The 22792-nt window shown below is 68.6% G+C and carries 20 protein-coding genes; 11 read left to right on the top strand and 9 right to left on the bottom strand.

Annotation, left to right across the window (positions count from 1 at the left end; genetic code table 11):
• Window positions 1-46 precede the first annotated feature (46 nt).
• On the top strand, window positions 47-1072 hold the full coding sequence (locus tag E0H75_RS29415) for a serine/threonine-protein kinase (RefSeq protein WP_131516934.1): 1026 nt from the start codon (window positions 47-49) through the stop codon (window positions 1070-1072).
• 44 nt (window positions 1073-1116) lie between these two features.
• Complete coding sequence (locus tag E0H75_RS29410) at window positions 1117-1734, top strand: hypothetical protein (RefSeq protein WP_202873228.1); 618 nt, start codon at window positions 1117-1119, stop codon at window positions 1732-1734.
• Here the strand turns inward: E0H75_RS29410 and E0H75_RS29405 are convergent.
• Genes E0H75_RS29405 through deoC form a run of 4 tightly spaced genes read right to left on the bottom strand, consistent with a single transcriptional unit; the run spans window position 1731 to window position 6020 of the window.
• Window positions 1731-2744: a S66 family peptidase gene (locus E0H75_RS29405; protein WP_131517178.1), complete on the bottom strand. Its 1014-nt coding sequence runs from the start codon at window positions 2742-2744 to the stop codon at window positions 1731-1733. The genes E0H75_RS29410 and E0H75_RS29405 overlap by 4 nt on opposite strands.
• A complete protein-coding gene (locus E0H75_RS29400) occupies window positions 2744-3589 on the bottom strand; it encodes an aldehyde dehydrogenase family protein (protein WP_238163341.1) in 846 nt (281 codons plus the stop codon). Before E0H75_RS29400 ends, E0H75_RS29405 begins: the two co-directional genes overlap by 1 nt.
• A 34-nt stretch (window positions 3590-3623) precedes the next feature.
• Window positions 3624-5060 (bottom strand): aldehyde dehydrogenase family protein, encoded by a 1437-nt coding sequence (locus E0H75_RS29395; protein ID WP_131516932.1) that lies wholly within the window; start codon window positions 5058-5060, stop codon window positions 3624-3626.
• A 3-nt stretch (window positions 5061-5063) separates the two neighbouring features.
• On the bottom strand, window positions 5064-6020 hold the full coding sequence (deoC, locus tag E0H75_RS29390; protein WP_131516931.1) for a deoxyribose-phosphate aldolase: 957 nt from the start codon (window positions 6018-6020) through the stop codon (window positions 5064-5066).
• An 82-nt stretch (window positions 6021-6102) separates the two neighbouring features.
• Here deoC and E0H75_RS29385 point away from each other — a divergent pair, with 82 nt between their 5' ends.
• The 3 genes from E0H75_RS29385 (at window position 6103) to E0H75_RS29375 (ending at window position 8193) form a co-directional block, all read left to right on the top strand.
• The gene (locus tag E0H75_RS29385; RefSeq protein WP_131516930.1) at window positions 6103-6663 is read left to right on the top strand and encodes a PH domain-containing protein; all 561 of its coding nucleotides are present in this window, start codon (window positions 6103-6105) and stop codon (window positions 6661-6663) included.
• A 14-nt stretch (window positions 6664-6677) separates the two neighbouring features.
• Entirely contained in the window at window positions 6678-7538 is an 861-nt protein-coding gene (locus E0H75_RS29380) for an alpha/beta hydrolase (RefSeq protein ID WP_131516929.1), read from the top strand.
• A 205-nt stretch (window positions 7539-7743) separates the two neighbouring features.
• Entirely contained in the window at window positions 7744-8193 is a 450-nt protein-coding gene (locus tag E0H75_RS29375) for a hypothetical protein (protein WP_131516928.1), read from the top strand.
• A gap of 76 nt (window positions 8194-8269) precedes the next feature.
• On the opposite strand, the gene E0H75_RS29370 is transcribed toward E0H75_RS29375, so the two are convergent.
• Together E0H75_RS29370 and E0H75_RS29365 are read right to left on the bottom strand one after the other, a co-directional pair.
• On the bottom strand, window positions 8270-9925 hold the full coding sequence (locus E0H75_RS29370; RefSeq protein ID WP_131516927.1) for a phospho-sugar mutase: 1656 nt from the start codon (window positions 9923-9925) through the stop codon (window positions 8270-8272).
• A 24-nt stretch (window positions 9926-9949) separates the two neighbouring features.
• Window positions 9950-10411, bottom strand: a complete 462-nt coding sequence (locus E0H75_RS29365) for a gamma-glutamylcyclotransferase family protein (protein WP_131516926.1) — start codon at window positions 10409-10411, stop codon at window positions 9950-9952.
• 31 nt (window positions 10412-10442) lie between these two features.
• Between E0H75_RS29365 and E0H75_RS29360 the strand changes: the two genes are divergently transcribed.
• Window positions 10443-11834 (top strand): NAD(P)H-quinone dehydrogenase, encoded by a 1392-nt coding sequence (locus E0H75_RS29360; RefSeq protein WP_131516925.1) that lies wholly within the window; start codon window positions 10443-10445, stop codon window positions 11832-11834.
• A gap of 3 nt (window positions 11835-11837) precedes the next feature.
• Here the strand turns inward: E0H75_RS29360 and E0H75_RS29355 are convergent, their stop codons facing one another.
• Together E0H75_RS29355 and E0H75_RS29350 are read right to left on the bottom strand one after the other, a co-directional pair.
• Window positions 11838-15674 (bottom strand): S8 family serine peptidase, encoded by a 3837-nt coding sequence (locus tag E0H75_RS29355; RefSeq protein ID WP_131516924.1) that lies wholly within the window; start codon window positions 15672-15674, stop codon window positions 11838-11840.
• A gap of 167 nt (window positions 15675-15841) precedes the next feature.
• The gene (locus tag E0H75_RS29350) at window positions 15842-16681 is read right to left on the bottom strand and encodes a hypothetical protein (protein WP_131516923.1); all 840 of its coding nucleotides are present in this window, start codon (window positions 16679-16681) and stop codon (window positions 15842-15844) included.
• Window positions 16682-16857: 176 nt separating this feature from the next.
• Between E0H75_RS29350 and E0H75_RS29345 the strand changes: the two genes are divergently transcribed.
• From E0H75_RS29345 to E0H75_RS29335, 3 genes are all read left to right on the top strand, one after another.
• Entirely contained in the window at window positions 16858-18243 is a 1386-nt protein-coding gene (locus tag E0H75_RS29345) for an N-acetylmuramoyl-L-alanine amidase (protein WP_131516922.1), read from the top strand.
• Entirely contained in the window at window positions 18240-19460 is a 1221-nt protein-coding gene (locus E0H75_RS29340) for a SpoIID/LytB domain-containing protein (protein ID WP_131516921.1), read from the top strand. Before E0H75_RS29345 ends, E0H75_RS29340 begins: the two co-directional genes overlap by 4 nt.
• Before the next feature lie 170 nt (window positions 19461-19630).
• Complete coding sequence (locus tag E0H75_RS29335; RefSeq protein ID WP_238163340.1) at window positions 19631-20692, top strand: glycoside hydrolase family 76 protein; 1062 nt, start codon at window positions 19631-19633, stop codon at window positions 20690-20692.
• A 128-nt stretch (window positions 20693-20820) separates the two neighbouring features.
• On the opposite strand, the gene E0H75_RS29330 is transcribed toward E0H75_RS29335, so the two are convergent.
• Window positions 20821-21699: a peptidylprolyl isomerase gene (locus E0H75_RS29330; protein ID WP_131516919.1), complete on the bottom strand. Its 879-nt coding sequence runs from the start codon at window positions 21697-21699 to the stop codon at window positions 20821-20823.
• Window positions 21700-21841: 142 nt separating this feature from the next.
• Here E0H75_RS29330 and E0H75_RS44710 point away from each other — a divergent pair, with 142 nt between their 5' ends.
• Both E0H75_RS44710 and E0H75_RS29325 read left to right on the top strand, forming a co-directional pair.
• On the top strand, window positions 21842-21964 hold the full coding sequence (locus E0H75_RS44710) for a hypothetical protein (protein ID WP_272948937.1): 123 nt from the start codon (window positions 21842-21844) through the stop codon (window positions 21962-21964).
• Window positions 21964-22458: an NUDIX hydrolase gene (locus tag E0H75_RS29325; protein WP_131516918.1), complete on the top strand. Its 495-nt coding sequence runs from the start codon at window positions 21964-21966 to the stop codon at window positions 22456-22458. The genes E0H75_RS44710 and E0H75_RS29325 overlap by 1 nt, the downstream gene beginning before the upstream one ends.
• Window positions 22459-22792: the final 334 nt, after the last annotated feature.

Here is a 22792-nt window from a genome sequence, read left to right as displayed (position 1 = left end):
GGGTGGTGTTGGCCGGACAACGCAGCCGTGCACGACAATAGCCGGGATGGATGTCATCGGCAGGTACCGGCTGCAGGACAAGATCGGTGCGGGCGCGTTCGCGACCGTCTGGCGTGGGTACGACGACGACCTCGACGTGGATGTGGCCGTCAAGGTCCTCGCCGACAACTGGGCGTCGCGGGCCGACGTACGCGAGCGGTTCCTGTCCGAGGCACGGCTGATGCGGCGGATCGCCAGCGACCGGGTGGTCCGGGTCTTCGACCTCGGCCGGCTCCCGGACGGACGCCCGTACTTCGTGATGGACTACGTCGGCGGTGGCTCACTGGGCGACGTACTGCGGCACGGGCCGCTGGAGGTTGTCGATGCCTTGTGGTGGGGCGCTGACCTGGCCCGCGCAGTCGCCGCGCTGCACAACGAGGGTGTCGTCCATCGCGATGTCACGCCGGCGAACCTCCTGCTCCGGCCTAACCAGAGTGGCGAATCCGGTGGCGGTGGAACGCACCGCATCGTGCTGGCCGACCTCGGCCTGGCCAAGCGCGCGGCAGAGGCATCCGGGCTGACCCAGGCCGTCGGTACGCCGTCGTACATGGCGCCGGAGCAAGGGCGTGGGGACGGCGGGTTCGACGAGCGGGCGGACATCTACGCGGTCGGTGCGGTGACCTACGCACTGATCACCGGGCATCCGCCGTTCTCTTCGTCCTCGATCGGCGAGGTGGTCAACCGCGATCCGGATCTGCCGCCGCCGAGCCTGCAATCGCTGCTGCACGACGCTGTGGGCCAACTCGACGACGTCCTGGGGCGTGCGCTGGCGTACCGGGTCACCGATCGCTGGGAGCGTGCCGACGCACTCGCCGAGCGACTGGAGGCGGAGGCGTACCGGCTCGAGCAGGAGGCGCCGATCCGGGCGATGGAGCGGACCCGTATCGCCGGCGACGACACCCTGCCGACGACGGTCGCGACCGATCCGCCGGTACGGCGACGCCGTCGTCGCAACCGGGCGTGGTTCCTGCTCTCACTGCCGGTGGTGTTCGTGCTGGCCGGAGTGGGCGGCTGGTTCCTGTTCGGTCAGTGAGACGACGGGTCCGGTCAGAGGCTCTGACTGCTTAGAGTAGTTGTGTGGCTACTCACCGCAGTTTGCTGGTCTTCGGTGTCGCCGTACTTCCGTTGCTGGTCGCCACTGGCGCCGAGGTGGCGCCGACTGCCAGCTATGCCTGCCGGGCGGACACCAAGTTCGGCCGGCATCTGCTGTCGTTGCGGCAGGGCGTCGACGCGAAGGCGCCGGCGACGGTCCGGCCGAACACTCGCTTCGCCATCACTGTCGACCTCAAGCCCGGCTCGCTGCCGGGTGAGGTCAAAGGCTTCAAGCTCCAGGAGGTGCGTGATCTGTCCCTGCGCGTGCCGATCCCGGCCAACTCGTCGTACGTCAGTTCCCGGCTCAGCGGCGGGTCCGGGCTGAACTCGACGCCGACCGTCCAGCTCGACGGCCGCGTCGCTGTCGTCAAGGTCCCAGGCCCGATCTCAGGCGGGGCGAACTACCAGTTGCCGGCCCTCGCGGTCCGGCTGCAGGCCGGCAGCGCCGGCTCGGTCATCGAGACCAAGCTCAAGGGCACGAGCTACGACGACCCCGGCCTGACCCTGCAGGCCAAGATCAAGTGGAAGTTCATCTCGATCACAGCCCCTGTTGCCTGCTACCCCGACCCCAACCCGGCGCTGACGCGCACGGAGGTGCGCTAGTAGGTGACGGTGACTCGCTGGTTGACCGGGTCGACCCGCGCCTGGCCGCCGTACGGGAGGATCTGCGCCGGGTCGGTGTGCCCGATGTCGAGGCCCTTGACCACGACCGCGGACGGGTTGTACTCCATCAGCGCGCGATCGACCGCGAGGTACTGCCCGGTGACGTAGGCGACGGATTCCGCCGGCGTGAGGTGGTTCTCGAGCGACCAGGACTTCGGGCGGCCCCAGAGGACGGCGTCGAACCGCTGGAGCAGACCGCGTTCGCCGAAGTTGCGAAGGATCCGGTAGACGGTCTCGGAGCTCGGCATCTCCTCACTGGTCTCCAGGAAGAGAATGCCGTCGTACGAGTCCGTGGGCAGCATCCAGTGGTTGACGGCCAGCTGCCAGTCGAGGATCTCGAGGCAGCCGCCCCACAACCGCCCGCTGACGGCCTGCGAGCCCTGCCAGGTCCAGCCGGTGCCGGGGAAGAGCGGTGGCTCGGTCTCCAGATTGGCGGGAACGCTCCAGTCGTGGTCGTGATCCGTCCAGGCCTCGGCCGGGGTCAGCTCGAACTCGCCCGGGACGAAGAGGGCGGCACGCAGCGAGCGCTCCGTGTCCGGGTGCATGGCACCGCCGCGGCCGAGCTGCACCATCACACTGCCGCCGTGGAAGGCCGGCAACCCCAACGAATACAGGAAGTTGAGCAGGTTCGTGTTGTCGCTGTACCCGAAGAACGGCTTCGGGTCCGCCTGGAACACCAGGGGATCGAGGTGCTTCAGCACGGTCAGCTGGTCGTCGCCGCCGATGGTCGCAATCACCGCGCGGATCGACGGATCCGACCAGGCCGCGTGCAGATCGGCGGCCCGCTCCTGCGGGGTGGCCCTGAGGACCCGCGTGGTCGGGTACTCGACCGGAATCAGCTTGAAGTCGTCGCGCAATCGCCGCAGGCCGAGCTCGTAGGGACCAGGGAAGATCTCCGGTAGTCCTCGTGACGGCGAGACGATCGCGACCTTGTCGCCGGCGGTCAGCATCACAGTCCGATCGGGTGCCAGACGGTCTTCAGTTCCAGGTACTGCGTGAGTCGCGACAGCCCGGGGGACTCGGTCCAGTCTTCCTCGGCCGGACGCCGGACCCGCTTGAGGTTCTCGGCCGACGCCGCCTCCAGGTCGCGGGCCTCGTCCGGGTCCTCGATGCCGCACAGGTCGATCGCGTTCACGTCCAGGTGCGACGCCAGCCACGGGCCGACCTCGGAGGCGGACCCGGTGAGGATGTTGACCACGCCGCCCGGTACGTCGGACGTCGCCATCACCTCGCCCAGTGTCACAGCCGGCAGCGGACGCTCGTACGACGACACCGCGACCACGGTGTTGCCGGAGACGATCGCAGGCGCGATCACACTCGTCAGGCCGAGCAGACTGGAATCCTGCGGCGCCAGCACCGCGACCACGCCGGTTGCCTCGGGCAACGAGAAGTCGAAGTACGGACCGGCCACCGGGTTGCTCGAGCCGACCACCTGGGCGAGCTTGTCGGCCCAGCCGGCGTACCAGACCCAGCGGTCGATCGAGGCGTCCACGACCGCGCGAGCCTTGCTGATCGACAAGCCTTCCGACAGCGCGACCTCTGAGCTGAACTGCTCGTGCCGGCCCTCCATCACCTCGGCGATCCGGTAGAGCACCTGCCCGCGGTTGTACGCCGTCCGGCCGGACCAGCCACCGAACGCCTTGCGGGCCGCGACGACCGCGTCCCGGGCGTCCTTGCGGGAGGCCTGCGAGGCGTTCGCCAGGAACTTGCCCTTGGCATTGTTCACCACGTACGACCGGCCGGATTCGCTGCGGGGGAAGGCGCCGCCGATGTAGAGCTTGTACGTCTTGCGCACTTCCAGACGGGTGCCAGGCTTATCGGACGCAGCCTTAGTGGGCAAGGTAGGCCTCCAGACCGTGGCGGCCGCCCTCGCGGCCGTAGCCCGACTCCTTGTAGCCGCCGAACGGCGAGGTCGGGTCGAAGCGGTTGAACGTGTTGGCCCAGACCACGCCGGCGCGCAGCTGGTTGGCCATCCAGAGGATCCGGGAGCCCTTGTCGGTCCAGATCCCGGCGGACAGCCCGAACGGGGTGTTGTTCGCCTTCTCGACGGCCTCGGCCGGGGTGCGGAACGTCAGCACCGACAACACCGGCCCGAAGATCTCCTCGCGGGCGATCCGGTGCGCCTGGGACACGCCGGTGAAGACGGTCGGCGGGAACCAGTACCCCTCGGCCGGCAGCTCGCACTCCGGCGACCAGCGCTCGGCGCCCTCGTCCTCGCCGATCTGGGACAGCTCGCGGATCCTGGCCAGCTGGGCCGCGGAGTTGATCGCGCCGATGTCGGTGTTCTTGTCCAGCGGGTCACCGACGCGCAGTGTGCCCATCCGGCGCTTGAGTCGCGCCAGCACCTCGTCGTACACGCTCTCCTGGACCAGCAGCCGCGAACCGGCGCAGCAGACGTGCCCCTGGTTGAAGAAGATGCCGTTGACGATGCCCTCGATGGTCTGGTCGATCGGCGCGTCCTCGAAGACGATGTTCGCCGCCTTGCCACCGAGCTCCAGCGTGACCGCCTTGTCCGAGCCGGCGACCGACTTGGCGATCGCGCGGCCGACCTCGGTCGACCCCGTGAACGCGACCTTGTCGACGTCCGGGTGCTCGACCAGGGTCTGACCGGTCCGGCCGGCACCGGTGACGATGTTCACCACGCCCGGCGGCAGGTCGGCCTGCTGGCAGATCTCCGCGAACGCGAGTGCGGTCAGCGGCGTGGTCTCGGCCGGCTTGAGGATGACGGTGTTGCCCGCGGCCAGGGCCGGCGCGATCTTCCACGCCAGCATCAGCATCGGGAAGTTCCACGGGATCACCTGACCGGCGACACCCCACGGCTGCGGGTCCTCGCCGACGCCGGCGTACTCGAGCTTGTCGGCCCAGCCCGCGTAGTAGAAGAAGTGCGCGGCCACCAGCGGGATGTCGACGTCACGCGACTCGCGGATCGGCTTGCCGTTGTCCAGGGACTCCAGCACGGCCAGCTCGCGGGAGCGCTCCTGGATCAGCCGGGCGATCCGGAACAGGTACTTCGCCCGGTCCCGTCCGGACATCGGGCCCCAGACCTTCTCGAACGCCTTCCGGGCCGCCTTGACCGCCTTGTCGACGTCCGCCGGACCGGCCTCGCTGATCTCCGCGAGCACCTCCTCCGACGACGGGCTGACGGTCTTGAACGGCTTGCCGTCCGTCGCCTCGACGAACTGGCCGTTGACGAACAGCCCGTACGACGACTTGATGTCGACGATGGCCCGGGACTCCGGGGCCGGTGCGTACTCGAATCTGCTCATGCCTCAGTCCAGCGTGAAGTAGTCGGGTCCGGGGTAGTGCCCGGTGGCCAGCTTGGTGCGTTGCATCAGCAGGTCGTTCAGCAGGCTGGACGCCCCGAAGCGGAACAACTCCGGGTCCAGCCAGTCCGGTCCGGCGGTCTCGTTGACCATGACCAGGTACTTGATCGCGTCCTTCGCGGTCCGGATGCCGCCGGCAGGCTTGACGCCGATGTGCAGGCCGGTGGACTCGTGGTAGTCGCGGACCGCCTCCAGCATCACCAGCGTCACCGGCAGAGTCGCCGCGGGGGACACCTTCCCGGTGGAGGTCTTGATGAAGTCCGCACCGGCCAGCATCGCCAGCCAGGACGCGCGCCGGACGTTGTCGTAGGTGACCAGCTCACCGGTCTCCAGGATGACCTTCAGATGCGCGTCGCCGGCCGCCTCACGGATCGCGGCGATCTCGTCGAAGACCAGGCCGTACCGCCCGGACAGGAAGGCGCCACGGTCGATCACCATGTCGACCTGGTCGGCGCCGGCCGCGACCGCGTCCTTGGTGTCCTGGACCTTGACCGCCAGGCTGGAACGCCCACTGGGGAAGGCGGTCGCGACACTCGCCACCTTGACGTCGGAGCCGCGCAGCTCGTGCTTCGCCGTGGCCACCAGGTCCGGGTAGACACAGACAGCGGCGACCTGCGGAGCGGTCGAGTCGGCCGGGTCCGGCCGCATCGCCTTCGCGCACAGCGCCCGCACCTTGCCAGGGGTGTCCTGGCCCTCCAGCGTGGTCAGGTCGATCATCCGGATGGCCAGGTCCAGCGCATACGCTTTGGCGGTGGTCTTGATCGACCGCGTGCTCAGGGTGGCGGCCCGGGCCTCGGCGCCGACCTGGTCGACGCCCGGCAGGCCGAGCAGGAACCGGCGCAGCCGGTCCTCGGACGAGGTCACGTCGGCCAGGGAGTCGACGCCGCTGTCGAGTGTGGTCACCTCGGCAGTCTAGTGCGGATCGTGACCGTCAGCGGACGTACTGGTCCTATGCCTGCTACCGGTCGCCGGTTAGTTTGTCCGGGTGAAGTCGAAGTCCTCCGAGAGCGAGCAGTACCTGTCCGCGTCGAACCGGATCACCGGGGTCATCGTGATCGTGATCGGCGCGGTCGGCCTGCTCGACATCGTGCTGGAGTGGCGGACCGCCACCGGCGTGCTGGTCGGCAGCCTGATCGGCATCCTGATCGTGCTGGCGTACGTCGGTCTGATCCGGCCGTCGGTCACCCTCAGCCCCGAGCACCTGCTGCTGCGTAACCACCTGCGCGACCATCTGATCCCGTGGGCGAGGGTGACCGGTGTCGATGTCACCGACATCCTGCGCGTGCACACTGCCGACAACCGGTTCCGTGCTCCCGGCGTCCAACTCGTCATGCGTGATCTCAGGAAGCAGCGGGTCGGCGGGCGCAAGCTGTCGTCCGACAGTTCGATCTCCCGCGCCGACTTCGTGGTCGGCCGGATCGAGACCCACATGACGCAGTACTCCGAACAGTCGAACGGCGAGGTGGTGACCAGCTGGGCCCGGCCGGAGCTGACCATCGTCGGTGTGCTCGCAGCTGTCGCCATCGTGGCCGCCTTCTTCCGCTGACCACCGACGTTCCTATGCCGTTGCTGTCACGCCGCCTCCTGCTGCGCACCGGCGCCGCCGCCACGATCGCCGGCGTCGCCGCGGTCGCGGGCCTCGAGTCCGGTGCGATCCCGGGCCGCTCGAAGATCCACGACGTACTCGGGCTGAGCGGCCCGGACGGCGTCGTTCCCGATGTGCGGCCTGGTCCGGTGGAGTCTGGGACGTTCGAGTCCGCTGCCCGGCGTACGACGGTCGGCTACAGCATCATCCGCCCGCACGACTCGTCCGCGGAGCTGCCCGTCGTACTGGCGCTGCATGGGCGCGGTGGGGATCACACGTCCGCGATCGGCGACCTCGGGATGGACCGCTACCTGACCGCTGCAGTGCAGTCCGGTACGCCGCCGTTCGCGGTGGCGACTGTCGACGGGGGACCGGACAGCTACTGGCATCCGCGCGCCACCGGCGACGATCCACTGCGGATGCTGTCCGCGGAATTCCTGCCCCTGCTGGCGAAACGCGGCCTGCGCACCGAGCGGGTCGGCGTACTCGGCTGGTCCATGGGTGGGTACGGCGCTTTGTTGTGGGGCGGACGATCGGCGGTCGCGATCGGTGCGATGAGCCCCGCGTTGTGGCGCCGGTACGACGACAACGTGGCCGCCGGCGCGTTCGACGGGGCCGGCGATTTCGAGCGGTACCAGGTCTTCGGCCGGCCGCTCGAGAATGTTGCCGTGCGCATCGATTGTGGCCGGGACGATCCGTTCGCGGACGCGGCCGGGGCGCTGCGCCGCGAGCTGCACGCGGCCGGCGGCCGGCAGGCCGGGGCCCACACCGGTGGCTACTGGCGGCGGATGCTGCCCGAGCAGTTGCGCTTCCTCGGCCAGAAACTCGCCCGTTGACAAGACCTGGAATGCGACCTCCGGCGCAGTAGCCTGACTCAAATGCGCCATAGCACGTAACTCAGCCGCCCGGTGCGCGTTGCCGTACCGGGCGGCTGTTGCATTTTGCCGAGACGTGCACGATCTGCGATCGTGTGGTTACTTGTTTCGGGTCCGCACGCCTTACAGTTCTGGTCGAGCAGTCTCACGGCAGGAGTCAAGGACAGTGAACTACGACGAGTTCAACACCGAGTACGCCAAGGTGCTGGACAAGATCAAGAGCGGCAGGAGCACCTGGTCGGAGCTGTCCGGTCATGTCACCCGGCTGCGCCAGGCGACCGCCGGGATCACCGTGCCGGTGGAGCGGACGCAGATCGACCACGACCTGGCCGCCCTGAGCCAGATGGTCGACATGTCCCGGCGGACCAACGACAAGGAGGACGTCTGGACGGTCACGTCCGACGCGATCCGCAAGGCCAGTAGCCAGGAGGGTTCGGTCGCCGACCGGATCGCCCGGATCGAGGCGAGCATCAACGAGATCGCCAACCTCGCCAACCGGAACCCGGACGAGCGCGACGCGCTGATGCAGTCGACCAGCACGCTGCGGATCCTGCACTCGTCGCTGCAGAGCTCGCTGCGCGCCGAAGAGGCCGACGCCGCGGCCGCCGCCCGCTGACCGGAGCCACCCGCCAGGTGTTCCGGTCCGACGTCAGCCGCTGAAGCTCCGCTCCAGCGGCTGACCACTCACGCGTCTACAGCCCCAGTGCCGTGGAGAGCGCCTGCTTGATGCCGGACAGGTTCTTCGCTGCCTGGCCCCGGGCGCTCGAGACATCCGAGTCCGCCACCGGCACGACCACTTCCAGGTAGCACTTCAGCTTCGGCTCCGTGCCCGACGGCCGCACCACCACCCGAGCCCCCTCGGACAGTGTGTAGCGAAGACCGTCGGTCGGCGGGAGCGTCTCGGAGCCCTGGCTCAGGTCGTCGATCCGCTCGACCGTGTACTCGCCCAGCGACGTGGGCGGTGTGGCCCGCAGCCGTTCCATCGCGGCACCGATCAGCGACAGGTCCTCGACCCGGACGGACAGCTGATCCGTGGCGTGCAGGCCGTACTTGAGCGCCAGATCGTCCAGCAGATCCAGCAGAGTGCGCCCCTCGGCCTTCGCCGCGGCGGCCATCTGCAGGACCCGGACCAGCGTCGAGATACCGTCCTTGTCCTTCACGGCGGCCGGATCCACGCAGTACCCGAGCGCCTCCTCGTAGCCGAACACCAGCTCCGGGACCCGCCCGATCCACTTGAACCCGGTCAGCGTCTCGACGTAGCGGACGCCGTACGACGCGGCGATCTTGCCGAGCAGCGACGACGAGACGATCGAGCACGCGGCGACCCCAGCGGGCCGCGGCGACAGCAGGAACTCCCCGAGCAGGGCGCCGAGCTCGTCCCCACGCAGCATCCGCCAGCCGCCGTCGGCCGCCGGATCGGGTACGGCGACCGCACACCGGTCGGCATCGGGATCGTTGGCCACCGCGATGTCGGCGTCCACGGACCGAGCCAGCTCCAGCGCCGCGTCGATCGCGCCCGGCTCCTCTGGATTCGGGAACGAGACGGTCGGGAAGTCCGGATCCGGATCCGCCTGCGCCGCCACCACCGCCGGTGCGGCGAACCCGGCGCGGGCGATCGCGTCCTCGGCCAGGGTCCGTCCGACACCGTGGAGTGGCGTGTAAGCGACCTTGAGGTGCCGGGGTGCGTCGGCCGGTACCAGCTGGGCGATGCGGTCCAGGTAGGCGTTCAGGAGCTCGTCACCGATGGTCTGCCAGTCGTCTCCGCGCGGTACCGAGTCCAGATGGCCGACCGCTGCGATGGCCGCCGCGATCTCCGCGTCCGCGGGCGGCACGATCTGCGAGCCGTCACCCAGGTAGACCTTGTACCCGTTGTCCTGCGGCGGGTTGTGCGAGGCGGTGACGACGACACCGGCCACGGCCTGGAGATGCTTGATTCCGAAGGCAATCACCGGCGTCGGGGTGTGCTGGTCCAGCAGGACCGCGTCCAGACCTGCACCCCTGACCACAGCGGCTGTGTCCTGTGCGAACACATCCGACTTGTGGCGGGCGTCGTACCCGATCAGGACCGGGCCGTCGGTGTGGCCCTTGTCCTTCAGATAGGCGCAGAGGCCGGCGGCGGCGCGGATCACGACGACCCGGTTCATCCGGTTCGGTCCGGCGGCGACGGCGCCGCGGAGCCCCGCCGTACCGAACTCGAGAGTGCCGGCGAAGCGGTCGGCCAGCTCGTCGCCGGCCTCGTCGGAGCCGTCTGCCAGCAGTTGCCGCAGCTCGGCGCGCGTGTCGGGGTCGGGATCTTCGCTCAGCCAGGCTTCGGCGGCTGCCCTGAGGTCATCGTTGACGGTCACCACCGCACGATAACCGGCGTACGGCGCTTAGTGGCCGGACGACTGGCACGGCCGCGCGCGGAGGTCGGCGACGTAGTCGTCCGGGGCGCCCGCGGCCTCGGCCGCCTCGGCGAGGATGCCCAGGTAGCGGGCGGACGGCAGGCCGCCCTCGTAGGCGTTCAGGACGTACATCCAGGCCAGCTGCTCGCCGTCCAGGGTCTGCACCCGGACCTGGATCTTGCGGTAGATGCCCTGGTCGATCGCCTCCCACTCGTCCAGCCGCTCGACGTCCTTGGGATGGATGTCGTACAGCGCCACGAAGACCTGGTTGGCCGAGTCGGCCGGGTCCTCGACGACAGTGGCCATGGCACCCTCCCAGCCCAGCTCCTCGCCGCCGAAGGTAAGGCGCCAGCCGGTGATCCAGCCGGTCCCACGCAGGGGCGAGTACGGGCACCGCTCGGCCATCAAGTTCGGGTCCAGATTCGACGCAAACGCGGCGTACAGGGTCACGACGACACAGGATACGGAACAATGGCCTCCCGTGGCGCGAGTTGTGATCATCGGAGGCGGTCCCGGCGGGTACGAAGCGGCCAGTGCGGCTGCCCAGCTCGGGGCGGAGGTGACGGTTGTCGATTCCGGCGGGATCGGCGGTTCCGGCGTGCTCACCGACGCTGTCCCGAGCAAGACCCTGATCGCCACCGCCGAGGTGATGACCGAGGTGGAGGAGGCCGGCGAGCTGGGCGTCAGAGTTACAGGCGACGGTGCCAGTGACAATGCAGACCCGGCGAACTCCGTGCGGGTCGATCTGTCCGTCGTCAACCAGCGCGTGAAGGCGCTGGCGACGGCCCAGGGCCAGGGGATCGAGCGCCGGCTGGAGCGCGACAAGGTGCGGGTGATCAAGGGCCGCGGCCGGCTGGACGGCCCCGAGACCGTGGTCGTCGGCAACGAGCGGCTGGACGCGGATGTCGTCCTGATCGCCACTGGTGCAAGGCCGCGCATCCTCAAGGGCTCGGAACCGGACGGCGAGCGGATCCTGACCTGGGAGCAGGTCTACGAGCTCGAGGAACTGCCGGAGCGGCTGATCGTGGTCGGCTCCGGTGTGACCGGGGCGGAGTTCGCCAGCGGGTACGACGCCCTCGGCAGCGACGTCGTCCTGGTGTCGTCGCGGGACCGGGTGCTCCCCGGTGAGGACGCCGACGCGGCCGCCGTACTGGAGGACGTGTTCAAGCGGCGCGGGCTGACCGTGCTGGGCAAGTCCCGGGCCGAGTCGGTCAGGCGCCAGGGCGACGGGGTCGTGGTGACACTGACCGACGGCCGGACGGTGGAGGGTTCGCACGCGCTGCTCGCGGTCGGATCGCTGCCGAACACCAACGACATGGGACTGGTCGAGTCGGGCGTGTCGCTCGGCGACGGCGGCTTCGTCACGGTCGACCGGGTCTCCCGGACCACGGCACGCGGCGTCTACGCGGCCGGCGACTGCACCGGCGTACTGATGCTGGCCTCGGTCGCTGCGATGCAGGGCCGCATCGCCATGTCGCACGCGCTTGGCGACGCGGTCTCCCCGCTGGACAAGTCGACCGTGTCGTCGAACGTCTTCACCGCGCCCGAGATCGCCACGGTCGGCCTGACCCAGGCGGTCGTCGACGCCGGCGGCAGTACGGCGATGGCCGTGAAGGTACCGCTGGCCGACAACGCCCGGGCCAAGATGCAGGGTGTCAGGGACGGCTTCGTGAAGCTGTTCTGCCTGCCGAACACCGGCATCGTGGTCGGCGGCGTTGTCGTTGCCCCACGGGCCAGTGAGCTCATCCACCCGATCTCACTGGCCGTCGGCACCCGCCTCACCGTCGATCAGGTCGCCCAGTCGTTCACCGTCTACCCCTCCATCACCGGCTCGATCGCCGAAGCCGCCCGCCGCCTCCACCTGCGCAGCTGACTGTCAGCAGAACAGCGGCTCCAAGGTGAAGGGCAGACGAGTGTCGGACCCCTGGCGGAGGGCCACGTCGACCGAGGCCGGTCGGTAGTCGGGGGCGGCGACCACCACCCGGGCCTTGGGGCCGCCGCCTGGCAGCCAGAGAGCGTAGCCGTCGTCGTTCGCGGTGGCGAGGGTCCATGAGCTGGCCCGGCGGTCGATCGCAACGGTCGCACCGGCCAGCGGAACCGTGTCGCCGTCACAGGTCCGGCCGATCACGGTGCCTGAGAGGCGAGCCCAACTGGCCGGCGCCTGCGCGGTCAGCGTGACGTCGACCGACGGTGCGGCGTACGGCGTGTTCTCTCGGACCGATACCGCGGATCGGTAGACGCCCGGCTGGGACAGCGCCCCGGAGTCCATCGTCAGCGTGATGGTCACGCTCGCCTTCGGGGCCAGCGTGGCGGTGGTGACCGACTCGGACAGCCAGGGTGCGTCGGTCCCCGCGTCGTCGCAGGTGCCGTAGCCGGGGAGCTGTTCGGTGTACGGGACGGCGCGGGCGTCCTGCAGACCACCGACCCGGTACAGGCCACACGCCGCCGCGCCCCGGTAGATGCCGTTGGCCGAGTTCGGCAGTCCGGTCCACCGGTCGGTGCCCGGGTCGTAGACGAAGCCCTCGTTGGTCAGCACGGTCGAGTCCATCGCCGCGCCGCCGGTGACGGCCAGCTGCCCGTTGGCGACGGCGTAGCTGCTCGCCCACAGATCCAGCGGGATGTCTGCGACCCGTGCCCAACTGTTCGTGGCCGGATCGTAGACGTAGCTGTGCGAGGTGCTCTGCGGCCGCGGGGAGCCGTCCGAGCCCAGACCGCCGGCGCAGTACAGCTTGCCCTCCATGCCACCACAGGACGCCCATGAGATCGGCTCCGGGTACGGCGCCACCGCGTCGAACCTGTTGTGCGCCACGTCGTACGCCATCACGTCGGTGGTGGCCGCCTGACACTCGTCGACGCACCCGCCGACCGAGTAGACCTTGCCATCGACAACCGCCGAACCTGCGGCACCCCAAGGCTTGGGATTCGCGGCGCCTGAGCTCCAGCGGTTCGCGGCCGGGTCGTAGATCAGCGTCTTCGGCGCCGGTGCACCTGACGGGCCCCAGCCGCTGACCACGTAGAACTTGCCGTCCACGAACCCGGCGGCCGGCTTCTGCCGCGCCTCCGGCATGTCAGCCAGCCGGCGCCACTGCAGCTGCGGCGGGTCGTACACGAACGACACCGGAGTGGGCGTGCCGTCGGCCAGTGCGCCGCCGAACGAGTAGAGCAGACCGTCATGCGCCGCTGCCGCGTTGTCCTTCACCGGCACGGGGTAATTCGCCACGGGAAGCCACCATTCGGCGGCCGGCTGAGCAGCGGCTGCTTGAGTGGCACCAGTCGTGATGCGTCCAGGCTGGGGCTGCGCCGGAGTACGGCGTACTGGCGTGATTCCGGCGGCCTTGAGCGACTGCTGCAGCTCGAAGCCGCGCTGGGTGTCCGCGATCGAGTACGTCGCAGGCGCCGTGCCGTCGTTGGTGATGGTGAGTGTCTTGTGCGTTGACTTGCCGAGCCTGAGCGTGGCATCGACGCCCGACTCCGCGACTGTGAGGCGACCGGCCTTCAGTGCGAAGTTCAGTGGCCGCACCCAGTCGGTCTGGACTGTGACGGCCTTCTTCTGCTGCTGATACCCATGCATCGCCGCGGCAGCCTTCTCGGTGCCGGCCGGTGCGAACAACCAGTAGAACCCGTCCGACAGCGCGGGGTCGTCCGCTGTGGTGACCGTGGTCGCCGACTGGCCGGCGCGGGTGATGGTCGCGCCGTTGACCGGCTGGTTGGTGTTCGCGTCCTTGACGACGCCCTGCACCAGTCCGCCACGCACCTTCTGGCATTGGGCGTCATACCCCGGTGCCGTGCAGGTCTTCGTGTCGATCTCAACGGCGACGTCCTTGACCAGGTCGTCGGTCAGGAGGACGTCGAGGCTCGTGGTGGTGTAGCCGCCGTACACGGGCTGGACGACCAGTTTGTGGGTGGTCCCCACCGGCATGTCGATCGTGTACCGGCCGGTGCGGGGATCGGTGTACCACTGACCTGGTACGCCGTCGATCGTCAGTTTGGCGTAGAGCGGCCAGCCGTGACCGGAACCGTCGCGGACGAGCCCGCTCAGCGTCGAGCGTGGCGTCGTACTGAGCTGGAGGTCCTTCGTCGTGGTGGTCTGCGCCCCGATCTGCACGTGGAAGGTCTGCGTGGCGTAGCCGAACGACTGCACGGTCACGTCGTGGTCACCTGCGTCGAGGTACAGCTGGTACATCCCATCGGCGCCGGTCGTCACGACGTTGCTGTCGGGGGTGCTGAGCCTGGCACCGGGCAGCGGTGCGCCGGTGCCGTCGGTGACGGTTCCGGTGAGCAGACCCGCGTTGGCGCGGGGTGCGTCGCTGACGGCTTCGTAGACGTCGAGCATGCCTTCGCCGTAGACGTTGTTGTCGGCCGGTGTACCGCCGCAACTGGTGTCGTCGTGATCGTGCGCGGACCGGTCCAGGATCGCCCGAGTCGCTTGTACGTCGCCGATCAGCGACGGAGCGGCCGACAGCAGCAGTGCGACAGCGCCGCTGAGGTGTGGTGCGGCCATCGACGTACCGCTGGAGTAGCCGAACCGGTTGTTGGGAACGCTGGACAGGATCATCTGACCGGGTGCGACGATGTCGGGCTTGATGGTGCCGGACGCCGGGTTGCCGCGCGAGGAGAAGCTCGCCACGGCACCGTGCTCGTCGACGGCACCGACGGCGTACGACTCGGCATAGTCACCCGGCGAGGACGCGGTCGCGCAAACAGGTCCGTTGTTGCCAGCGGCAAAGGTCGTGAAGATGCCGGCGGCAACCCACTGCCGGACCCAGTCCTGGTACCACGGGTCGTTCGGCGACCCGGACCACGAGTTGTTGATGACGTTCGGCCGCTTCGACGGGTCCGGGTCCGACCCGTCCAGCTTGGTCGGCGCCAGCATCCACTGTGCGCTCAGCGCCAGCGACACATCGGTGCAGCCGTCGGGGGTCTCGCAGCCCTTCGCCGAGATCCAGCGGGCGCCGGGGGCGACGCCGATCTGGTGGCCGGCGTGATCGTCGCCGACCATCGTGCCGATCGTGTGGCTGCCGTGCCCGACGTTGTCGCACGGCGCCTCGGTCGGACAGACCCGGCCCGGGTCGTACCAGTTGTAGTCGTGGCTGAATGTGCCGTCGGCGTTGGTGCCGCGGTACTGCTGCTCCAGCGCCGGATGGTCGTACTGCGCACCGGAGTCGATGCTCCCGACCACGATGCCCTGACCGGTGGCGCCGTACCGGCTCCAGACCTGGTCGGCGTGGACGGCCGAGACGCCCCACTCGAGACCTGCGGTGGCGTTGGCCTTCGGTGTCGTCGACAGCTTCGGCAACGCGTACGTCTTGGGAGCCTGCAGGGACACGACGTCCGGGTCTGTCTCGAGCTTCGCCGCGAGCTCACGGCTGCCGTTCCGGACGTAGATCGAGTTGTCGATGTAGAGCGAGACGTAGTCCGCCTTCGCGGCACGCAGTAGCCGGACCGCCTTGGACTGATCGCTGTCCGCCTTGGTGCGCAGAGCGGAGACGACGGCCTCGCCGCGCGCCTTCCAGTCGGTGATCCGTGCCACGGACTTCAGCTCGGGCTGCCGGGCGAAGCGCACCCAGAAGCCTGACTGGCCCGCATCGAGCTGCGCCGCCAGCGCCGGCTCGACCTTGTCCGGTCGTTCTTCTGCTCGCGCACTCACCCCCGACGTGGCGAGCAGCCCCGCCGCCAGTACGCCGATCACGGTACGCCGAAGGTGTCGCCTCACGGATCCTCCCCAGATGGTTCGTCGCCGTGATCCTCACCACCGGCAGGACACGCGGGCAAGACGTCCCCGCTGGCCTGTACCCGCCAAGTCGTGTGTCTGCCAGTTGCTGCTAGCAACAAAAGCCACCCGCGGACAGGTGTCCGCGGGTGGCCTTGTAGAGCGGTCGGTCAGAAGTCGCCGCCGAAGTCTCCGCCGCCGAAGTCCCAGCCGCCGGAGTCGCCGCCGCCGTCGCCCATGTTGAAGTCGCCGCCGCCGTCACCGCCACCATCGCCGCCGCCGTCACCACCGTCGGCCATCCCGGCGTCGTACCCGGCTGCGTAGTCCCCGTAGCCGCCGCCGGCGAACATGCCGCCGAGCATCGTGCCGAGGAACATGCCGGTCATCACACCGCCCAGCGCGCCGAACATGCCCTGCGCGTACGGCGAGTAGGCCGGGCCGGCCTCCCAGTACGGCACCCGCTGCGGGCCGACCATGACCTTGCGGACGTCGGGTTCTGCGCCGGCGCGGACCCGCTCGGCGTCGGCCGCGCAGGCCGGCACCTCACGCGGCGCACCGCCTGGCGGCGCCCAGGTCACGTCCACCACGGACGGACCGTGCTGCGGGTTGAAGAAGCAGGACGGGCGGCGCTGCGGCAGCGGCTCGCCCTTCACTCGGGCGCGCACACAGGCGGCCGCGTACCGGCCGTCCTCGAGGATCTCGATCACGTGCTTGATCTGATCCGCCTCGGTGACCTGGCCGACCGCCTGCTTGGCCGACTCGTAGGAGTCCAGCGCGCGCTGGTAGTCCTGCCGGGCGCCGTCGCCGAGATCCTTGCCCACCATGTCCAGGTCGAGGTCTTGCAGCTCCTCGCCGAACCGGGTGATGTCCTCGTCGGCGGTCCGCTTCACCGATTCCAGTTCGGCGGCGGTGATCTCGTGCTGCTGCTTGTTCTGCAGCTGGGTCCGACGGTACGAGCGATATGCCAGCACCGCGATCACCACCACCGCGATGATCAGGATGAGTTCCATGCCGGGCCTCTTCAAACGTAGGGATCAAGCCTCGACGGCTTTACGCCGAGCCTATCCAATCCGTCAAAACCGTGCCGCCACGCAGGGTCACGCAATACCGGGAAAGCGGTCACGCAGCGCGCATAATCGATGAGCGCCGCCCAGCGACCGTCGTACCTGCGCCGGAAGGCTGGCCCATGAGCACGTTCTCCCGACTGCTCCCGCTCGGTGTCACCGTTGTCTCATTGGTCCTACCCACCCTGCAGCACCAGGCCGCTGAGATCGAGCCGTCGTACCAGGAACTGTCACTCGACGGACCTTCTGTTGCTGTTGAGACGAAACCGTTCGCAATGGTCGGTATCACGTGGCCTGTTGGAGTGCAGGCGGTGCAGGCGAAGGTCCGCGTTCAGCAGAACGGTCAGTGGAGCGACTGGGAGTCGCTGACCGTCGAAGATGAACACGGTCCAGATCCATCGGTTCCTGAAGGAATTGAGCGATCCGGTACCGAACCGTTGTGGGTCAGTAATGCGACCGGGGTGCAGGCGAGTGCATTGACCAGCGACGGTACATCGGTCGCCGATGCAAAAGTGGTGCTGATTCAGCCGGGTGTATTGGCCGGTGATTCTTTTGAACCACCCGATGCGCAGGCGAGTGCGAGTGGTACGCCGTACCCGATGCCGGCGATGGCGAGCCGCAAGCAGTGGGGTGCCGACGAGCGGTTGCGTAGTCACAACGGGGCGGCGTGCGCGCGGCCGAAGTACACGCAGACCGTGATGGCCGCGTTCGTTCACCACACCGCGGATCGCAACGACTACAGCCGTACGCAGGTCGCCGCGATGGTGCGCGGGATGTACGCGTACCACGTGAAGAGCCGCGGCTGGTGCGACGTCGGCTACAACTTCCTCGTCGACCGCTTCGGCCGCGTCTTCGAGGGCCGGTACGGCGGTGCGCAGTTGCCCGTCCTCGGTGCGCACACCGGCTCGTTCAACACGAACTCGTTCGGTATCGCGCTGATCGGCAACTTCGAGAAGGCCGGGCCGACGCAGGCGATGCTGGAGAAGACGGCGCGCGTGATCGCGTGGAAGTTCGACGCCTACTACCGGTCGCCGAAGTCGACGGTGGTGCTCGGCGGCACCAAGCTGCTCAGCATCTCCGGGCACCGCGACACGAAGGCGACGGCGTGCCCGGGCGCCCAGCTGTACAAGCAGTTGCCGTGGCTGAGGCACCGGGTCGACGTACTGATGGGTGGCAGTGTCGCGACGCCCATCTACCGGTTCGCGCTGAAGCTCGGCCTGCGTGCGGTCGGCCCGCCGTTCTGGGGTGAGCACCGGACCCGGACGGGCTGGGCGACGTACTTCGCCCATCGCGACATCTTCTACTCCGTTGCCACTGGCCCCCATTCGACGGTCGGCATGTTCCGCTCGCGGTACCGCAGTCTCGGCGCCGAGCGGTCGCGGCTCGGGCTGCCGACCACCGAGGTCTACAAGATGACAGGCGGCTCGCGGCAGCGGTACCAGCACGGCTGGCTGAACTACAACCAGAGCCGGCGCACGATCACCGTCCAGTACAGGAGCTCACCATGAACAAGCGCGCGGTCGCCGCGATCGTCTTGTCCTCCACCTTGATCAGCGCGACCGCGCAGGCGCGGGAGATCGACCCGACCGCGGCCGCGGACACCACCATCAGCGGTCGCGGCTTCGGCCACGGCCGGGGGATGTCGCAGTACGGCGCTCAGGGCGCCGCGATCGCGGGGAAGTCGGTCAAGCAGATCCTCGACTTCTACTACCCGGGAACGACCACGGGCAAGGCGACCGGCAGCATCCGGGTCCGAGTGACCGCGGACACCACCGACGGCATCCGGGTCGGTGTGGTCAACCACCTGAAGGTCCGCGACCTCATCACCCGCAAGGTCTACGAGTTGCCCAGGGCATCGACCCGGAACCAGTGGTCGATCGATCCGTACGGCGACCACGGCACCAAGGTGAGCTCGTTCAACAGCAAGACGCGCACATGGACGCTGTGGAAGACGTTCACAGGTATCACCCAGTTCGAGGGTGCACCGGTGATAGGGCTGATCCTGCCGAGTGGTGCCGTACGGCGGTATCGCGGTGCGCTGCGGGCGGTCGACGTGTCCGGAGTGCATCTGGACACGGTGAACGTCGTGTCACTCGAGTACTACCTGCGCGGCGTCGTACCGCGGGAGGCCGTGTCCAGCTGGAAGCCGGCCGCACTGCAGGCGCAGGCCATTGCCGCACGCACCTACTCCGTCTTCCATCGGAGCCGGGCGACGCGGAAGGCGTACGACCTGTGTGACACGACGGCCTGCCAGGTGTACGGCGGGTACGACTCGGAGAAGTCGTCGACGAACACCGCGATCGCCGCGACCGTCGGGCAGGTGCGGTGGTACAAGGGGAAGCCGATCATCGCGGAGTTCTCGTCGTCGAACGGCGGAGCGACGGCGGCCGGCCCGATTCCGTACCAGGTGATGAAGGCGGACGGCTGGGACGCGTACCCGGGCAACGGGAATCCGAACGTGACCTGGACGGTGACGCGGACGGCGGCGGAGATCGAGGCGGCCTTCGCTGTCGGGACGATCCAGAGTCTGCGGGTGGTGAAGCGGACCGGCGTCGGGCCGTCCGGTGGGCGGGCGGTCACCGTGGAGGCCGTCGGGTCGAAGGGAAAGCGGGCGTTGACCGCCGACCAGTTCCGGATCCGGCTGCATCTGCGGTCCGGCTGGATCGCGTTCCCGGTCGATCCTCTTGATATACCAACCGATCCGTCCATGACGCTGGATCGCTGAGGCATTGACGGGGTGTCGGTCCGCCGGTTAGAACGTGACATCGATGTCAACCGCCACCGCCCAGGAGGAGCAGGTCGATGCCCAGGAAGTTTGGTATATCAAGTCGGATCGCGGCGGGTGTGCTCGCGGTCGCTGTCCTCGGATCACTTCACCTCACGGCGGCTGACGCCGTGACCGGTCCGGCCTCCCGCGCCAAGGCGTCGTACGAGGCACTGAACAAGTACTTCGACGCAGGGCAGCAAGGGCTCCTGCTCGAGGAGTACCCGAACACGCAGACCAACCCGTACTCCTACGTCTGGCCGTACTCGCAGGCGGCGATCGCGGCCGAGAACCTCGCCGGCGTGCCGGGCGCGGGCCGGAAGGCGTCCGAGGAGGCCGATCGGCGGATCGCGGCGTACGAGCCGTACTGGAACGCCGGGACGACGCCGAAGGGCTACGACTCGTACGTGCGGCCGCCGCTCGGCCAGGGTGGTGACAAGTTCTACGACGACAACGAGTGGATCGGGCTGAACCTCGTCCAGCACTACAAGCGGACCGGGGACCGCGCGGCGCTGGCGCGCGCGCGAGAGATCTTCGCGCTGGTCGTGCACGGCTGGGACACCGATCCGTCGCATCCGTGTGCCGGAGGGGTGTACTGGACCCAGGCGCCGTGGAGCCAGGACCGCAACACGGTGTCGAACGGGCCGGGCGCTGAGCTCGGTGCGCATCTGTACCTGCTCACCCGGGACAAGTCGTACCTGACCTGGGCGAAACGGATGTACGAGTGGGCGCAGACCTGCATGCTGGCGCCGAACGGCCTGTACTGGGACCACATCGACCTGGCCGGCACGGTCGAGAAGACCCAGTGGAGCTACAACCAGGGCGTCATGCTCGGCGCCGGCGTGTTGTTGTTCAAGGCAACGGGTGACGGACAGTACCTCCGCGACGCGAAGTCGGTCGCGAACGCGTCACTCGCCTTCTACGGCGCTGAGGACCGGCTGTGGAAGCAGCCGACGCGCTTCAACTCGATCTACTTCAAGAACCTGCTGATCCTCGACTCGGTCGCCCCCGACCACCGCTACAAGAAGACCATGCAGTCGTACGCCGATCGCGCCTGGACCGAAGCCCGGGACCCCGCCACCAACCTCTACCACTTCGCCGAAGGCCCCGTGCAGCTGCTCGAACAAGCAGGCATAACCCAAATCCAAGCCCTACTCTCCTGGCCCCGCTCAAAGTACAACCTCCTCGCCTGACCTCCGGGTGGTGAGTGGAGCACCCCGCCCCACCACCCACCCGGCTCCGCCCGACCACCATCTGGTGTTGCCCTCAAATACACCGCGCCGCCTGTCCCGGAGGGACAGGCGGCGCGGTTTGCTTTTGATCAGGCAGCTGAGGTTGCTGTTTTGATTTCTACTGGGGTGATGGGGGTGCCGTCGGTCGGGCTCTGCTGGGGAGCGACGCCTGCCTGCGCGACCTTGTCGATCAGTTTCAGGCTTGGCTCGTCGATGGTCCCGAAGGCCGTGTACTGCGGCCCCAGCCCGGACGCATCGCCGTACACGATGAAGAACTGGCTCCCGTTCGTGTTCGGTCCCGAGTTCGCCATCGCCAGCATGCCGCGGCCGTACTTCAACGTCGGGAACACCTCATCCGCGAAGCTGTACCCCGGCCCACCGCCCCCGCTCCCGGTCGGGTCGCCACACTGCAGCACCTGCAGCCCTTCGCCGACCGTGAGCCGGTGACACTTCGTCCCGTCGAAGTACTTCTGCCCGACCAGGCTGAGGAAGTTCTTCACCGTGCACGGCGCCAGCGAGCTGTCCAGCTTCACCTGCAGATCGCCGATCGAGGTGTTCAGGCTGACGTTCGACGTACCCGACGCCCTGACCTTCCCGTCGGCCGGCGGATTCACCTTCTTGCTGGCCGGCTCGGCGCCCTTCTTGTACGTGCAGCTGACCTCCGCCGGCAGCGGAGTCGCCCGCTTCGGCGCCGCCGCGAGCGCGGTCGGAATGCTCTTGGGCTTGTTGTCCGGCCCCGCCGACGCCGGCAGCTCGGTCGGCGCCGTGGACGCCCCTGCCGTGGGTGTGTCCCCGTCGTTCCCGGTCCCGATCACCACGAAGACCCCGACCACGACCACGACGACCGCCACGATCGCGGTGATCGTGATCGCCAGGTTCCGTCGCTGCCGTGCGTGCTCAGCCGCCCGTTCGGCCTGCCGCTTCGCCTTCCGCGCCGCAAGCTGCTGCTGATGAGTCTTCTTGGACATGCAGAACCCTCCTCACCGAGATGTCTGCAGGGAACCTACAGCGTCAACCTGAGAACTGTGTGTCAATCCCCCGAAACACCAGCCGACAGTACAACCTGACCTACAAGGACTCCGTTCAGGGCCGCTGTACCTACACTTGCCCATGACTTATCTCATCGAGGCCCGCTCGACCAACCGGGACGTCTGGGTGCTGATCGAGTTCGAGGGGCGTCCGAGCCCGGTCCCGTGGCTGCTTCCGGACGGCTCCGACGTCAACCAACTCTGATGCCGTCGACGAACGGCGTGCCGCTTCGGCGGACGGTCAAGATCCTCCTCCTCGACCAGTCGGACCGTCTGCTCCTCCTGCGCGGTCGTGAATCGGCGGGGTCGGAACCGATCTGGTACCCAGTGGGCGGTGGCATCGAAGACGGTGAGGACGCCATCGCCGCAGGTCGTCGGGAGATCCTGGAAGAGACAGGCCTGCGCGAGGTGGAGATCGGGCCAGAGGTCTGGCACCGTCGGCATCCGTACTCCTGGCGAGGAAAGCAGACCGACACGGACGAGCGCTGGTTCGTCGCCCGAACCGAGCACTTCACCCCGTCGCCGTACGCCTTGACCGCCGAAGAGCAGACCTACCTCACCGGCTTCCACTGGTGGACCGCCGAGGACCTGGTGTCGACCACCGATCCAGTCTTCCCGCCCGACCTAGGCACACACCTGACAATCCTCCTACACAACGGCTTCCCCGCATCCCCCATCAACATCAGCGCGCCTGGGTGAACCGATCGCCAGCCCCGGCTCTCGAAGCGGTCAGACGGTCGCTCGGGGGGACAGACGGCCAGCCGCGGCTGTCGAAGCGGCCAGGTGGTGGGTGGGGTGGGCAAGGCGTGCGGCCGGGTATCGAAGAGGCGAGGTGGTGGGTCGGTTGAGCGGGCGGCCTGCCGGATGGGGCTGTCGAATCGGTCAAGTGGTGGTTCGGGTGAGTGGGCGGCCGGTCGTGGCTGTCGAAGCACTCAAGTGGTGGCGCGGGTGCGGCCGACCAGGCCAAGGGCGCCGCGGGCCTGGGCCCGTGCCGTCCGCGGCGGTCCCGCCCCGCCGCAGGTGTCGCGGCCTT

The organism is Kribbella capetownensis (genome assembly GCF_004331485.1).
Classification (GTDB): Bacteria; Actinomycetota; Actinomycetes; order Propionibacteriales; family Kribbellaceae; genus Kribbella; species Kribbella capetownensis.
Note: the sequence above shows the minus strand (reverse complement) of the source record. Positions and strands in the feature narration are given on the sequence as shown.

What these genes read in the sequence shown, in the direction of transcription:
- E0H75_RS29345 (WP_131516922.1), top strand. Translation starts at nt 16,858, where the DNA reads ATGAGCACGTTCTCCCGACTGCTCCCGCTCGGTGTCACCGTTGTCTCA.
- E0H75_RS29330 (WP_131516919.1), bottom strand. Translation starts at nt 21,699, where the DNA reads ATGTCCAAGAAGACTCATCAGCAGCAGCTTGCGGCGCGGAAGGCGAAG.
- E0H75_RS29395 (WP_131516932.1), bottom strand. Translation starts at nt 5,060, where the DNA reads ATGAGCAGATTCGAGTACGCACCGGCCCCGGAGTCCCGGGCCATCGTC.
- E0H75_RS44710 (WP_272948937.1), top strand. Translation starts at nt 21,842, where the DNA reads ATGACTTATCTCATCGAGGCCCGCTCGACCAACCGGGACGTCTGGGTG.
- E0H75_RS29350 (WP_131516923.1), bottom strand. Translation starts at nt 16,681, where the DNA reads ATGGAACTCATCCTGATCATCGCGGTGGTGGTGATCGCGGTGCTGGCA.
- E0H75_RS29325 (WP_131516918.1), top strand. Translation starts at nt 21,964, where the DNA reads ATGCCGTCGACGAACGGCGTGCCGCTTCGGCGGACGGTCAAGATCCTC.
- E0H75_RS29415 (WP_131516934.1), top strand. Translation starts at nt 47, where the DNA reads ATGGATGTCATCGGCAGGTACCGGCTGCAGGACAAGATCGGTGCGGGC.
- E0H75_RS29380 (WP_131516929.1), top strand. Translation starts at nt 6,678, where the DNA reads ATGCCGTTGCTGTCACGCCGCCTCCTGCTGCGCACCGGCGCCGCCGCC.
- E0H75_RS29405 (WP_131517178.1), bottom strand. Translation starts at nt 2,744, where the DNA reads ATGCTGACCGCCGGCGACAAGGTCGCGATCGTCTCGCCGTCACGAGGA.
- E0H75_RS29340 (WP_131516921.1), top strand. Translation starts at nt 18,240, where the DNA reads ATGAACAAGCGCGCGGTCGCCGCGATCGTCTTGTCCTCCACCTTGATC.